Source organism: Amycolatopsis sp. Hca4, from assembly GCF_013364075.1.
Classification (GTDB): Bacteria; Actinomycetota; Actinomycetes; order Mycobacteriales; family Pseudonocardiaceae; genus Amycolatopsis.
In genome coordinates this window covers 8,277,327-8,291,019 of sequence record NZ_CP054925.1, presented here as the reverse complement: position 1 = coordinate 8,291,019, position 13,693 = coordinate 8,277,327, and the positions used below count along the sequence as shown (strand labels likewise).

Below are 13,693 nucleotides of genomic sequence, written 5' to 3'. Positions count from 1 at the left end.
TCGGGGCATGCGGGTGCTGGTGGTGGAGGACGAGCCGATGCTCGCGGACGCGATCGCGGAGTGGCTGCGCGAGGACGCCCACGCGGTCGACATCGCCCACGACGGCGGCGCGGCGCTCGAGCGGATCGCAGTGCACGACTACGACGTCGTCGTGCTCGACCGGGACCTGCCGGTCGTGCACGGCGACGACGTCTGCCGCCAGGTCGTCGCGTCCGACGCGGCGACGCGGGTGCTGATGCTCACCGCGGCCGTGGCGGTCACCGACCGCGTCGCCGGGCTCTCGCTCGGCGCGGACGACTACCTGACGAAGCCGTTCGCGTTCCCCGAGCTGGCCGCGCGCATCCAGTCGCTGGGCCGTCGCTGCCGTCCGGCCGCGCCGCCGGTGCTGCGCCGCTCCGGCGTCACGCTCGACCCCGCGCGGCACGAGGCGTTCCGCGACGGCCGCCTCCTCCCGCTGGCCAAGAAGGAGTTCGCCGTGCTCGCCGAGCTGCTGCGCGCGGACGGCGCCGCCGTCTCCGCCGAACACCTCCTGGAGAAGGTGTGGGACGAGCACGCGGACCCGTTCACCGGCGCGATCCGGCTCACCGTGCTCAAGCTGCGCCGCAAGCTCGGCGAGCCACCGCTGGTGGAGACGGTCACCGGCGTGGGCTACCGGCTCCGGTGAACCTCCGGCTGCGGCTGACCGTGCTCTACGGCGGCCTGTTCCTGCTGGCCGGCGTGGCCCTGCTGGGCGTGACCTACCTGCTGTTCACCCGGCAGGTCGGGCAGCGGGTAGCGGTGCTCACCGGCGATCCGCCGCCCGGGGCACCGCCGCTGCCGTCCCTGGACGCGCTCGACGAGCAAGCCCGGCAGCTGCGCGCGGCGGCGGCGACGTCGCTGCTGACCCAGGGAGCGATCGCACTCGGCGCGGTCGCGGTGCTGGCGGCCGGTCTCGGGTGGCTGGTGGCGGGACGGGCCCTCGCCCCGTTGCGCCAGGTCACCGAGACCGCCCGCCGCATCGCCGCGGCCGCCGACCCGGGCGGGCACGCGCGGATCGCCCTGCGCGGGCCCGACGACGAGGTGAAGGACCTCGCGGACGCGTTCGACGTGATGGTCGAGCGGCTCGACCGGTCGTTCGACGCCCAGCGCCGGTTCGTCGCCAACGCGTCGCACGAGCTGCGCACGCCCCTGACGCTCAACCGGTCGCTGGTCGAGGTGGCGATGCGCCGCGGCACCGACGTCCGGGAGCTCGGCGGCAAGCTGCTGCAGATCAACGCGAGGAACGAGAAGCTGATCAGCGGGTTGCTCCTGCTGGCGAAGTCGGAGAGCGCGCTGACGTCGCGGAGCCCGGTGGACCTGGCGGCGGTGGCCGCGCAGGTGGCGCCGCCGGAGGTCGAGCGGTCCCTGGCCGAAGCAGTGACGAGCGGCGACGCGGTCCTGCTGGAACGGCTGGCAGGCAACCTGGTGGAGAACGCGCTCCGCCACAACGTGCCCGGCGGCTGGGTGCGCGTGACGACCCGGTCGGTGCCGGGTCGGGTGGAGCTGGAGGTGGCCAACAGCGGGCCGGTGATCCCGCCGGAGGAGGTGCCGGCGCTGTTCGACCCGTTCCACCGCCGGGCCCGGGTGGCGGCGGAGGGGACCGGGCTCGGGTTGTCGATCGTGCGGTCGGTGGCGCACGCGCACGACGGCGACGTGACCGCGACCGCCCGCGCGGAAGGCGGCCTGGTGGTGGTCGTGTCACTGCCGGCTGACCTGTCTCGCGGACGAATTTCGGATATTCCGGCGCTTTTCGCCCGCGGGACCCCCTGAACCGACTTTCGCGCCTTGACTTCGGCATTGGTCTAGTCCAATGATCTGTCCACCTCGATCCCCACCGGGAGGACAGCTCATGCGCAGGAGCAGACTGGCCGCCGTCGGGCTCGCCGCCGCCACTTTCGCCGCCACCGCCGTCAGCCTCGTGCTCGGCGCACCGTCGGCCACCGCGGCGTTGAGCAACAACTGGTACGCCGCGGCGCCGTACCTGATGCCCCAGAGCAACAACCCGCCCGACCCGGTCACCGTGATGAACGCGACCGGGCTCAAGGCGTTCCAGCTGGCGTTCATCCTCGCGCCGAACGGCGGCGGCTGCAGCCCGACCTGGGACGGCACGTCGGCGGTCTCCTCCGACACCGCGGTCGCGAACGTGATTTCGCGGATCCGCGGCGCGGGCGGCGACGTCTCGGTGTCCGTCGGCGGCTACGGCGGCACGAAACTCGGCCAGACCTGCGGAACGGTGGCCGCGACGGCCGCCGCCTACCAGCAGGTCATCACGAAGTACTCGCTCAAGGCGATCGACTTCGACCTCGAAGAACCCGAGTACGAGAACACCGCCGCGATCGCGAACGAGCTGGGTGCCGCGAAGACGTTGCAGGCCAACAACCCCGGCCTGTTCGTGTCGGTGACCATGCCGGGCACCGCGGCCGGCACCGGCTGGTTCGGCACACAGCTGCTCGACCAGGCGAAGTCGATCGGCTTCTCGCCGAACAACTTCTCGATCATGCCGTTCGACGGCGGGTTCAACGGCGGCTCGTCGCAGGTGTCGGCGCTGGAAGCGCTGCACGGCCTGCTGATGTCGCACCTGGGCTGGGACAGCGCGACGGCGTACGCGCACGAAGGTTTCTCCGGCATGAACGGCAAGTCCGACGCGGCGGAGATGTTCTACACCTCGGACTTCCAGACGGTGTACGACTACGCGACCAGCCACGGCCTCGGCCGCTTCACGTTCTGGTCGGTCAACCGCGACCGCGCCTGCGTCGGCACGACGGACAACGGCGTCTGCAGCAACGTCCCGCAGAACGACTGGGACTTCACGAAGTTCAGCGTCCGGTTCGCCGGTGCGACACCGCCGCAGACGACGCCGCCGGTGACGACCCCGACCACGCCGGGCGGCGGCTCGTGCACCGCGGCGGAGTGGGACCGGACGAAGGTCTACGTCAAGGACAACGTCGTCTCCCACAACAGCCACAAGTGGACGGCCAAGTGGTGGACGCAGGGCGAAGAGCCGGGCACGACCGGCGAATGGGGCGTCTGGCAGGACAACGGCGCCTGCTAGCTCCCCGCCGTCTCAGAAGTCGAGGTGGGTGTTCTCGCGCTGGACCTCCGGGGTCAGCGCGGGCACCTCGACGACGTGCCGCCCGGCCTGCCGCAGCAGCTCGGTACCCCGGGCGTCGACGAAGACCGGCGGCTCGCGCCAGGCGAACACCACACGCGGGATCCCGGCGTCGAGGATGAGCTGGGTGCAGCTGCGCGGGTGGGAACTGCGGTGGCTGCACGGTTCCAGCGAGCTGTACACGGTCGCGCCGGCCAGGCGCGGGTCACCGGCGCATTTGGCCAGCGCGGCCTCTTCGGCGTGGTTGTTCGGCTCGCCTTCGCCGGAGTGCCCGGTGGCGACGACCTCGCCGTCGGCGTCGGTGATGACCGCGCCGACCCGGAAGGTGTGGCTGGGCGGGCACTCGGCGGCGAGTGCGATGGCCTGCTTGAGGCGCTGGACATCCCGGCCGGTCGGTTCGGCGGCGGCGCGGTATTCGAGGATCGCCATTCCCTGCAGCGCGTTCGCGGCGGTCAGCACGAGCGGCCGCGGGTACAGGCCGGGCCCGACGAACCGCGGCGCGTCCGGCTGCCCGACGAAGAACTGCGCGATCGCCAGCCGCAGTTCGTCGGCGAGACCTTCGGTGAGGAAGCGCGTGTGGATCCCGCCGCCGCCCTCGACCAGCAGGCGCTCGATGCCGCGCGCGCCGAGGTCGTCGAGGATCCGCCCGAAGTCCGGCGGGTCCCCGGCGTCCACGACGGTGGCGACGGACTTGAGCGCGTCCGCCGCGCCGGGCGGGGCGTAGACGATCTTTTCGGTGTCGCCGACGGTGAAGAACTGCGCGTCCGGGTCGAGACCGCGGGTGGTCACGGTGACCTTGACGGGCTGTTCGGGCTTCCCCCGCTCCAGCCGCCGTTGCCGCAGCTCGGGAGACCGGACGAGCAGCCGCGGGTTGTCGGCCCGGACCGTCCCGGCTCCGACGAAGATCGCGTCGGCCTCGGCCCGCAACCTGTCGACGACCGCGAAATCGTCCTCTGTGGACAGCACGAGCCGCTCGGGCGAGGTGTCGTCGAGGTAGCCGTCGAGCGACTGCGCGGCGGAGAGCAGGACGTGCGGCCGGGAGATCACCCGGCCCAGTATGCCGTAACGCCGGGGGCGGTCCCCGCGTCCTAGACGTATCCCCCTGTCGTGCCCATCCCCCGGAGCTGCGGAACATGACCACGCGAGGCTGGTACAAGGAGCGGACGCTCACCACGGTCGACACCGTCGGCCGGGAGGTGTCGGTGACGACCGGGCTCACCCGCGACCCCGAAGGCCGCCTGGTCGCGGCGATCGCGATCAGCGACGGCCCGACGGCGATCTACCGGTATTCCGGCGACGCCGGCGAGCCGACCGAGCTGGTGACCAACGCCGCGGAGACGGTCAAGGAGCTCCGCAAGCTCGCCGGCGTCCCGCCGGCCCGCTGAGCGGTTCAGGCCGGCAGGACGGCGTACTGGCGCACGTAGAGGTCGGTGTAGGTGACCGGCCCGCGCGGGCCGGGGACCTTGTCGAGGTTGATGCCGGTTTCCGGGACGGCGAGCAGCTTGAAGCCGTCGAGGAGCCGGGTCGGGGCGTTCCAGAAGACGCCGGTGCCGGTGTAGCCGTCGAAGAAGGCGTCGGCGGCCGACTGGTCTTCGGTGGTGATGCCGGCGGCCAGGCCGGAGGTGCGCTCGTTCGCGATCTCGACGGCATCGGAGAGCGACCCGACCTTGGCGACGGTGACGGTCGCCTCGCGGTCGGAGTCCAGCGCCCACTCGTACCCGATGGGGTGCTCGTGCGGCGCCAGCGACGGCGTGACTCCGCGTTCGGCGAGGGCGTCGGAGAGCGCGGGCCAGACGTCGTCGTGGATGTCTTCGTGAATGAGCAGCAGGTTCAGCCGGTTGCAGACGCCCAGCCGGTCGAGGCTGGCGTAGACGAGGTCGCGGGCCTTGGTGACATCGGCCCCGCGGTCGACGTAGAGGACGCCCCCGCCATCGGCGTGGGCGAGGGTCCGCACCCCGTGCACGGCGGCTTCGGTGGCGAGGGCGCGGGTGCTGTCCCCGCTGCCCCGCAGGATGACGAGGGGGACGAGGTCGGGCAGCCGCACGAGCGCGGACGCGGCCTCCCGCTCGACCCGCGGAACGAGCTGAACGCAGTCGGCATCGATGCCGGCCTCGGACAGCGCGGGCGCGATGACGACCTCACGCAGCCGCTGCGCCGACCCGAGCGCGGCCGAGCCGGTGCGCAGAACGCCGGCGTTGCGCGACTTGACCAGCTGCGAGGCCACGTCGACGGTGACGTTCGGCCGCGCCTCGTAGTTGGCCCCGATGACACCGACCGGCCGCCGCCGTTCGACGAGCCGCAGCCCGCCATCCAGGGTGGAGACGTCGACGGACCGTTCCTGGTGCGGCGCGCCGGCGAGCAGCCGCAGCTGTTCGGCCATGCCGGTGAGCCGCTCCGGAGTGATGGTGAGCCGGTCCAGCAGACCGGCGCTCATCCCGTCGGCCTTGGCGCGCTCGACGTCGGCCTGGTTGGCCTCGAGGATTTCCTCGCGGTGTGAGAGGAGCCGTTCGGCCATCCCGGTGAGGGCTGAATCGATGGCTTCGGCACTCGCGGCAGCCAGCGACGGCGCGGCCAGCTTCGCCGCCCGTGCGCACTCTTCAACGGCCTTGGCGACCTCGTCCATCGTTTCGTCTCCCTCCACGCGGACCACCAGTTTGCCGCATGCACGCCGGTCACCGGCCACGGGCTCCACCGCGGGTCACGGCAGGTGCCGGCCGCCCACCCGAACCGGGCCAGGTCAGGCCAGACCGGGGCGAGGCGGGGCCCGGCCAGACCAAAGCGACGCGCGACCCGAAGGCGGAGCAGGGCCCGGCCCAGGCGAGGAGAGCCCGGGCAGCGCCGAGCCTGGCTGGAGCGGGCCCGAGCGGGTCGGCCGGAGCCAGGCCAGGGCCGGGTGGAAGCCGTCGCCGAGGCGAACGCGATCGCCGCGCGTGACGAGCTCGGGATGGCTCGATCGTGGCCGATCGACGAGGTCCGAGCGGTCGTCCGCGCGGTCGTCCGCGCGCGGGCCGATGGGCTACTTGGCCACCGGCTCCAGGAGCCAGAGCGCGCCGGCGATCAGGCAGCTGATCGTGGCCACCGCGAAGACCAGGACCCACAGCACCGGCGGGACCGCCGTCAAGCGGCCGAGCTGATCCGCGTCGGAGTCGCGGGCCTGGCCTCGGCGGCGCTTGGTCTGGAGCTCCGCCACCGGACGGACCCCTCCGAACAGGAGGAACCACGTCACCAGGTAGCTGAACGGCGCCTGCAGCTCGACCGGCGCGACGAACGCGATCAGTGCGAGCACCGCCGCGCTGGCGACCACCGTGAACACGCCGTACGCGTTGCGCACCATCACCAGCACGCCGAGCAGCAGCAGCGCGATCAGGACCAGCACCGTCCCCACCAGGTCCGCACCCAGCAAGCTCGCGAACAGCAGCCCGAGCACCGACGGCGCCAGGTACCCGGCCATCGCGGTGAACGCCATGCCCGGGCCCTCGGGTTTGCCACGCGAGACGGTGACGCCCGAGGTGTCCGAGTGCAGCTTGATGCCCTGCAGACGCCGCCCGACCAGCACCGCCGCCAGCGCGTGACCGGCCTCGTGCACCATCGTCACGACGTTGCGCGCCCGCCGCCACGGCGTGCCGCCGACCAGGACCACCAGCAGCGCCACGCCGCCGGCGACCAGGGTGATCACCGCGGGTGTCTGGGCCTGCTCGAGCAGCAAACCGGCCGTCGAACTGTCGGTGGCGGCGGCCGCACGGAACGCTGACAGCGCGTCACCGGCCGGGCCGCCGAGCGCGGGATGAACGGGCGAGCTCACCCGGACACCTCACCACAGGCGACATCTGGCTACTGTGAGTCCCCAATGCTCGCCGCTTCGCGGCTTCCGGTATTGGGTCGTGACTGTTCTCCTTTCGTCTGGACGACCGGCGCGAGCCGGCCGACTTCGGGACTTCGACCGACGGGGACCCCTTCCGGCGCCGGGTGCCGCCCACGGCTTGTGGCCGCGAGGAGGCACCGCCACCGGAGCTCGCGAAAGCAAGTCGTGGCGACTCGTCCTCGCCCGGGAACAGGAGCGTCACTCAGCTCCAGGGTGGCTGTTCTCCTTTCCGGCAAAGACCAACCGGCCTCGGGACTTCCACCGCCGCGAACCAGCGCCGAGTGCCGCCGGCGCTCGTGGGATCAGGTCATCGCGACTCCCGCATCCGCGCCTCGCCCTCCACCCGGAACAAGAACGCCACCCAGCTCCGGAACGGCTTCCACGCCTCCGCGATCTCCGCCAGCTCCGCGACTCCCGCGTCCGGGAGGTGGTACGCCTCCCGCATGATCTCGTGGAGACGCGTCTCCGCTCGGGGGAAGACGTCCGGGTGGCCGGCTCCGCGGATCAGGATCAGCTCCGCGCTGAACCGGCCGACTCCCGGCAGCAACTGCAGCTGCGCCAGCGCCTCCTCGGCCGGCATCGCGCGCAACGCCGCCGCGTCCAGCGCTCCCTCGGCCGCCGCCTCGGCGATCGCGCGCAAGCGGGGCAGCTTCGGGCCCGGCAGCCCCGGTTGGTACTCCGCCTTCGCCAGCACGGCCGGTGCCGGGAACGTCCACAGCCTGCTGCCGCCCACCTGCACCTCGGTGCCGTAGCGCTCGGTCAAGCGACGACGCAGCCGGACCGCCTGCGTCATCCAGATCCGGTGGCTCAGCACCGCCCAGCACGCCGCCTCGTACGGGGAGGCGAACAGGACCGGGCGCAGGCCGGGGTGCATCCCCTGCAGCAGTGAGACCACCGGATCACGCCCGCCCGCTTCCGGGAACGCCGTGCCGTCCACGTCCAGCGAGCACATCCGCCGCACCTGCGCCACCACGGCTTCGGTGTGCTCCGGCGGGCCGTGGACCTCGACCGTGATCTCGCCCGGCGATCTCTGCCGCAGCACCGCTCCCACCGGCGTCCATTCGCCGTCGAGCGCGAACGCCACCCGCAGCGCTCCCGGCTCGGAGTCCGGCTGCCCCGCAGGGGCGAAGCCGGTCAGGAAGCGGGCCGCCGCGGCCAGGTCGAACTCGCCGGGCACCGTGATCTCGCCGCTCGGGCGGGCCATCGTCGTCATCTGTCCTCCTCGGATCGGAACCTTGGCTGCGACGTTAGGGAGGGGCACCGACAATTCCGGGCGTCGAACGCCTGAGCACGGATTTGTTCACTCGATCGAGTGGCCGCGGCGGAGCACCCCGAAACAGTCCACAGTAGACAAAAGCCGAACAGGAGCCGCCGAGCACCGCAAACTGTCGGAGGTCCCGGTTAGCATCGCCCCATGACCAACGCCCAACCCGTCCCGCCCGACGACAGCTACCTTCGCTCCCTGGTCGAGGCCACCGCCGACGCCGTCGCGGCCGCCGAACCGCTGTCCTCGCCGCACACCGGCGCGGACGAGGTGACGCGCGCCGAAGTGACCGCCGCGGTCGAGCGCAGCTCGCCCGACCTGGTCGCGTTGAGCCAAGATCTGCACGCCCACCCCGAGGAAGGGTTCGCCGAGCACCGCTCGGTCCGCGCACTGGCCGACCTCCTGCAGCGCCACGGCCACGAAGCCACGATCGGCCTCGGCGGGCTCGACACCGCACTGCGCGTCAGCACGCCACCGCAGGAGGGCCCGCACATCGCCGTCCTCGCCGAGTACGACGCACTGCCCGGGCTCGGCCACGCCTGCGGCCACAACGTCATCTGCACCACCGCCGCGGGCGGTTTCCTCGGCGCCGCCACCGTCGCCGAGCGGCTCGGCGGCCGGGTCAGCCTGATCGGCACCCCGGCCGAGGAAGGCGGCGGCGGCAAGGAAATCCTCGCGCGCGCCGGGGTGTTCGACGACGTCGACGCGGTGATCATGCTGCACCCGTTCAGCCACGACATCGCGCTGCACCCGTTCCTCGGGCGGCGCCAGCTGGAGATGGTCTTCCACGGCGTCGGCGCGCATGCGAGCGCCCAGCCGTTCATGGGCCGCAACGCGCTCGACGCCGCCGTGGCTGCGTACCAAGGCGTCTCGGCGCTCCGCCAGCAGCTCCCGCAGAGCGACCGCGTCCACGGCGTGTTCACCGACGGCGGCGCCCGGCCCAACGTGATCCCGGCCCGCGCCGCGCTGCTGTTCTACCTCCGGTCGCAATCCCCGGAAACGCTGCGCGACCTCGCCGCCCGCATGACGTCGATCGCCGAAGGCGCCGCGGCGATGACCGGCTGCGGCGTCGAACTGATCTGGGACGCACAGCCGGCCTACCTGCCGATCCGGTTCAACACCGCGCTCGCCGGGCGCTGGTCGGCCAACCAGGTGATCACCGGCCGCAAGCCGCTCCCGCCGGGGATCGTGCCGGAGTCGCTCACCGGCTCGACCGACCTCGGCAACATCTCCTACCGCGTCCCGTCGCTGCACCCCATGCTGGCCATCTCCGGTCCCACGGTGGCGTTGCACACCAAGGAATTCGCAGCCGCGGCCGGTTCGGAGACGGGCGACGCGGGAGTCCGCGACGGCGCACTCGGCCTGGCGCTCACCGCCGCCGACTACCTGGGCGACGCCGAGCTGCGGCAGGCGGTCCACGAGGAGTTCGAAGCGGCGGGAGGTGCCCTCGACGTCCCGTCGTTCTTCGTTTGACAGCTGAGGATTTCCTGAGTTTTCTCAGCTGATTCTTCTCAGCAAAGCCTGAGGTGTTTCCACAGGTTGTTCACAAGCGCGGGCGCGAACCTTGTTCCATGACCGAGAACGAGAGTCGGCCCGGCCCCGCCTCACCCGGTGGGCACCAGCCGCACCAGAGCACCCAGCAGTACGGGCCGTACGCGCAGTACGCCTACCAGCAGCAGGCGGCGCCGAACCCGCTCTTCACCCCGCAGCCTCCGGGTGGTCAGGCGCCGACGGCGCTGAAGGCCAAGCCGCGCAAGGGCGGCCGCGTCGCGATGCTCGTCAGCGCGACCGCGCTCGGTGCCGCGCTGGTCGGCGGCGTCGGCGGCGCGGCGATCGTCGGGCTCACGACGACCTCGGCGGACGGCGCGACGACCTCGGTCAGCACGCCGGCGGCCAACGGGCAGACGGTCGCGAACCCGACCTCCGGCGACGTCAGCGCCGTCGCGGCGAAAGTGACGCCAAGCGTCGTCCAGATCAACGTCACGACCGACCAGGGCGAGGCCATCGGCTCCGGCGTCATCCTCACCTCGGACGGCCGGATCCTGACCAACGCCCACGTCGTCAACGGCGCCCAGAACGTCGTCATCACGACCTCCGACGGCAAGAAGTACCAGGCCAGCGTGGTCGGCGCGGACACCAAGGCCGACATCGCGGTGGTCCAGGCGAAGAACGCCAGCGGCCTGACCGCGGCGAGCCTCGGCGACTCCAGCAAGCTCGTCGTCGGCCAGTCGGTGGTCGCCATCGGCTCGCCGGGGGGCCTGCAGAACACCGTCACCACCGGCATCGTCAGCGCGCTGAACCGGAACCTGTCCGACATCGGGCAGGGCGAGCAGCAGCAGCGTTCGCCGTTCAGCCGCACGTCGAACCAGAGCGAGGACTCGCCCAGCTACACCGCGATCCAGACCGACGCGGCGATCAACCAGGGCAACTCCGGCGGCGCGCTGGTCGACTCCCAGGGCAATGTGATCGGCATCAACTCGGCGCTGTACAGCCCCTCGGCCTCGGCCAACGGCGCAGCGGGCAGCGTCGGGATCGGGTTCGCCATCCCGATCAACGACGCCAAGAAGATCGTCGACCAGATCGTGAACAACTAGGACGCGGACGGGCCGTGGTCGGGGCGGCCCGTCCCCCCGCTTCGGGGAGCGGGAGAACACGTGAAGGCCGTTTCGAGAGTCAATCGGGGGCTCTCGAAACGGCCTTCACGCTGCTCAGAGCGTGTAGCTGAGGGTGAAGTGGTGGTTCTTCGCCTCATCGATCCCGATGTTCGCCGTCCCGGTGATCCCGGCGAGTTCGCCGAAGCCCGAGCCGGCGAGGATCTTCAACGTCAGGCCGGAGTCGTCGGCCGTGTGGTGCAGGACGAAGCCGCCCTTGCGGCCGTCGACCGAGACCGCGAGGCGCTCGAAGGCGACGTACGCGCGCGAAGTCGCATTGGACGCCGAGAGCAGCTCGACGGTGCTGGTCCCCTCGACCGCGCCGGTGAACGTCTTGGCGATCGCCACCCGGGCGAATTCGGTGCCCGCGGCCTCGTCGGTCGCCTGCGGTTCCCAGGTGTCGACGACGAACGACGCGGTGGCAGTGCTGGTCATGACTGGTTTCCTTTCGAAGGTGGCGCCAGCCTGCCAGCCATACCTGACAGCTTGCGTCAGGTTTTGTCACCGCCGCCGGTTGCCGAACAGCCCACGCGTGATCTCCCGGCCCAGCGCGCTCGCCGCCGACCGCATGAACGACTTCACGGCCGGGTTCTTCATGGCGGACTCGATGAACCCCGGCTCCTCCTTCGCGGGCGGCGGCTCGGGAGCGGCCTCCGGCGAGGCCGACGGCGACGGAGCAGGCGCAGCGGCGACTTTCGCGGCCAGCTTCTCGTAGGCCGACTCCCGGTCGATCGTCTCGGCGTACTTCGCGTGCAGGTCCGACGAGGACACCGCGGCGGCGACGGCCTCGTCCCCGATCGAGCCCATCTTCGACCGCGGCGCCCGCAGCCGCGTCCACGCCACCGGCGTCGGCGCACCCCGCTCCGACAGCACCGTGACCACGGCCTCGCCGATGCCCAGCGACGTCAACGCCGTGTCGAGCTCGTAGAACTTCGTCTTCGGGTAGGTCTTCACCGTCTTGGCCAGCGCCGCCTGGTCGTCCGGGGTGAACGCCCGCAGCGCGTGCTGGATCCGCGCGCCGAGCTGCGAAAGCACGGCGTTCGGGATGTCCGTGGGCAGCTGCGTGCAGAAGAACACGCCGACACCCTTCGACCGGATCAGCTTGACGGTCTGCTCGATGCGCTCGAGGAACGCCTTCGACGCGTCCGAGAAGAGCAGGTGGGCCTCGTCGAAGAAGAAGACGAGCTTGGGCTTGTCGAGGTCGCCCTCTTCGGGCAGCTCCTCGAACAGCTCGGCCAGCAGCCACATCAGGAACGTCGAGAACAACGCCGGCTTGGCCTGCAGGTTGTCCAGTTCCAGGAGCGTGACGACGCCCAGCTCGCCGGCTTGCCGCATGAGGTCGTGCACGTCCAGCTCGGGCTCGCCGAAGAAGTCCTCGCCGCCCTGGGCCTCCAGATTGGACAGCGCGCGCAGGATCACCCCGGCCGTCGCCGCCGAGACACCGCCGATGCCCTTGAGGTCCTCCTTGCCCTCGTCGCTGGTCAGGTGCGTGATCACCGACCGGAGGTCCTTCGTGTCCAGCAGAGCCAGGCCGCGCTGGTCGGCCCAGTGGAAGATCAGCCCGAGCGTCGACTCCTGCGTCTCGTTCAGCCCCAGCACCTTCGAGAGCAGCACCGGCCCGAAGCTGGTGATCGTCGCCCGGATCGGCGACCCCTTCCCGCCGGTGCCCAGCGAGAGGAACTGCACCGGGAACGCCGTGCCCGCCCAGTCGTCGCCGAGCTCCTGCGCACGCTTGGTGACCTTGTCGTTCGCCTCGCCGGCCGCAGCCAGCCCGGACAGGTCGCCCTTGACGTCGGCGAGCACCACCGGCACCCCGGCCGCCGACAGCTGCTCGGAGATCAGCTGCAACGTCTTCGTCTTGCCCGTCCCGGTCGCGCCGGCGACCAGGCCGTGTCGGTTCAGCGTCGCCAACGGCAGGCGCACGGCCGCCGCCGCGTCCGCCTGCCCGTCGATCACCACCGCACCCAGCTCCAGCGCGGCACCTTCACTCGCATAACCAGCGGCGATCTCACTCGCCGGCGACCCCTGCTCGGTCACTCTCAGCTCCCCGATCGTGTGTCCTGGACCACACCGGGAGCGTAACGCGCCGTACGCGCAGGTAACGCCCTTCGCATCCCCGTGTCGGGTTAGGGTCACCAGGTGACCGACCGCCTAGTCTGGATCGACTGCGAGATGACGGGGCTCGACCTCGGCAAGGAAGCGTTGATCGAAATCGCCGCCCTCGTCACCGACGCGGAGCTGAACGTGCTCGGCGAAGGAGTCGACATCGTCATCCACGCCGACGAGGAAAAACTCGCCGGGATGCCGGACGTCGTCCGCGAGATGCACGCCCACTCGGGACTCACCGAAGAAGTCCGCCGCTCCACGGTGACGCTCGAAGAAGCCGAACGCCGCGTCCTCGACTACATCCGCGAGCACGTCCCCGAACCGGGCACCGCGCCCCTCGCCGGCAACTCCATCGCCACCGACCGCGGCTTCATCGCCCGTGACATGCCCGCCCTCGACGCCCACCTGCACTACCGCATGGTCGACGTCTCCTCCGTCAAGGAACTCGTCCGCCGCTGGTACCCGCGCATCTACTACGCCAAGCCCGAGAAGGGGCTCGCCCACCGCGCGCTCGCCGACATCCGCGAATCCATCGGCGAACTCGACTACTACCGGCGCGTCGCCTTCGTCCCCCAGCCCGGCCCGACCAGCGACGAAGCCAAGGCCGCTGCCGCTGAAGTGCAGGAACACCACCAGAGGTGACCCCCTGAAAAGCGGTCGAGGGCACCCGCTACGATTACTGC

13 protein-coding genes are annotated in these 13,693 nt (G+C 71.4%); 7 read left to right on the top strand and 6 right to left on the bottom strand.

Features of this window, described 5'->3' with window-relative positions; all coding sequences use genetic code 11:
* The first annotated feature begins 7 nt into the window (after window positions 1-7).
* From HUT10_RS37715 to HUT10_RS37705, 3 genes are all read left to right on the top strand, one after another.
* Window positions 8-664 (top strand): response regulator transcription factor, encoded by a 657-nt coding sequence (locus HUT10_RS37715; protein WP_176175545.1) that lies wholly within the window; start codon window positions 8-10, stop codon window positions 662-664.
* On the top strand, window positions 661-1,788 hold the full coding sequence (locus tag HUT10_RS37710) for a cell wall metabolism sensor histidine kinase WalK (RefSeq protein ID WP_176175544.1): 1,128 nt from the start codon (window positions 661-663) through the stop codon (window positions 1,786-1,788). Before HUT10_RS37715 ends, HUT10_RS37710 begins: the two co-directional genes overlap by 4 nt.
* Before the next feature lie 79 nt (window positions 1,789-1,867).
* On the top strand, window positions 1,868-3,070 hold the full coding sequence (locus HUT10_RS37705) for a chitinase (protein WP_176175543.1): 1,203 nt from the start codon (window positions 1,868-1,870) through the stop codon (window positions 3,068-3,070).
* A 12-nt stretch (window positions 3,071-3,082) separates the two neighbouring features.
* On the opposite strand, the gene HUT10_RS37700 is transcribed toward HUT10_RS37705, so the two are convergent.
* A complete protein-coding gene (locus HUT10_RS37700) occupies window positions 3,083-4,174 on the bottom strand; it encodes a dihydrofolate reductase family protein (protein WP_176175542.1) in 1,092 nt (363 codons plus the stop codon).
* Between the two features lie 86 nt (window positions 4,175-4,260).
* Here HUT10_RS37700 and HUT10_RS37695 point away from each other — a divergent pair, with 86 nt between their 5' ends.
* The gene (locus HUT10_RS37695; RefSeq protein ID WP_176175541.1) at window positions 4,261-4,512 is read left to right on the top strand and encodes a hypothetical protein; all 252 of its coding nucleotides are present in this window, start codon (window positions 4,261-4,263) and stop codon (window positions 4,510-4,512) included.
* 5 nt (window positions 4,513-4,517) lie between these two features.
* Here HUT10_RS37695 and HUT10_RS37690 read toward each other — a convergent pair whose 3' ends face one another.
* The 3 genes from HUT10_RS37690 to HUT10_RS37680 form a co-directional block, all read right to left on the bottom strand.
* Window positions 4,518-5,750 (bottom strand): aldehyde dehydrogenase family protein, encoded by a 1,233-nt coding sequence (locus tag HUT10_RS37690; RefSeq protein WP_176178236.1) that lies wholly within the window; start codon window positions 5,748-5,750, stop codon window positions 4,518-4,520.
* Window positions 5,751-6,143: 393 nt separating this feature from the next.
* Entirely contained in the window at window positions 6,144-6,929 is a 786-nt protein-coding gene (locus HUT10_RS37685) for a M50 family metallopeptidase (protein WP_176175540.1), read from the bottom strand.
* Window positions 6,930-7,296: 367 nt separating this feature from the next.
* Entirely contained in the window at window positions 7,297-8,202 is a 906-nt protein-coding gene (locus HUT10_RS37680; RefSeq protein ID WP_176175539.1) for a DNA-3-methyladenine glycosylase, read from the bottom strand.
* Window positions 8,203-8,403: 201 nt separating this feature from the next.
* On the opposite strand from HUT10_RS37680, the gene HUT10_RS37675 reads away from it, so the two are divergent.
* Entirely contained in the window at window positions 8,404-9,726 is a 1,323-nt protein-coding gene (locus HUT10_RS37675) for a M20 family metallopeptidase (protein WP_176175538.1), read from the top strand.
* A gap of 98 nt (window positions 9,727-9,824) precedes the next feature.
* Window positions 9,825-10,847 carry a S1C family serine protease gene (locus HUT10_RS37670; RefSeq protein ID WP_176175537.1) on the top strand — a complete coding sequence of 341 codons (1,023 nt, stop codon included), beginning with the start codon at window positions 9,825-9,827 and terminating at the stop codon, window positions 10,845-10,847.
* A 114-nt stretch (window positions 10,848-10,961) separates the two neighbouring features.
* Here HUT10_RS37670 and HUT10_RS37665 read toward each other — a convergent pair whose 3' ends face one another.
* On the bottom strand, window positions 10,962-11,339 hold the full coding sequence (locus HUT10_RS37665; RefSeq protein ID WP_176175536.1) for a DUF3224 domain-containing protein: 378 nt from the start codon (window positions 11,337-11,339) through the stop codon (window positions 10,962-10,964).
* A 66-nt stretch (window positions 11,340-11,405) separates the two neighbouring features.
* On the bottom strand, window positions 11,406-12,941 hold the full coding sequence (locus tag HUT10_RS37660) for a helicase HerA-like domain-containing protein (RefSeq protein WP_176175535.1): 1,536 nt from the start codon (window positions 12,939-12,941) through the stop codon (window positions 11,406-11,408).
* Window positions 12,942-13,043: 102 nt separating this feature from the next.
* Between HUT10_RS37660 and orn the strand changes: the two genes are divergently transcribed.
* Entirely contained in the window at window positions 13,044-13,652 is a 609-nt protein-coding gene (orn, locus tag HUT10_RS37655) for an oligoribonuclease (protein ID WP_176175534.1), read from the top strand.
* Window positions 13,653-13,693: the final 41 nt, after the last annotated feature.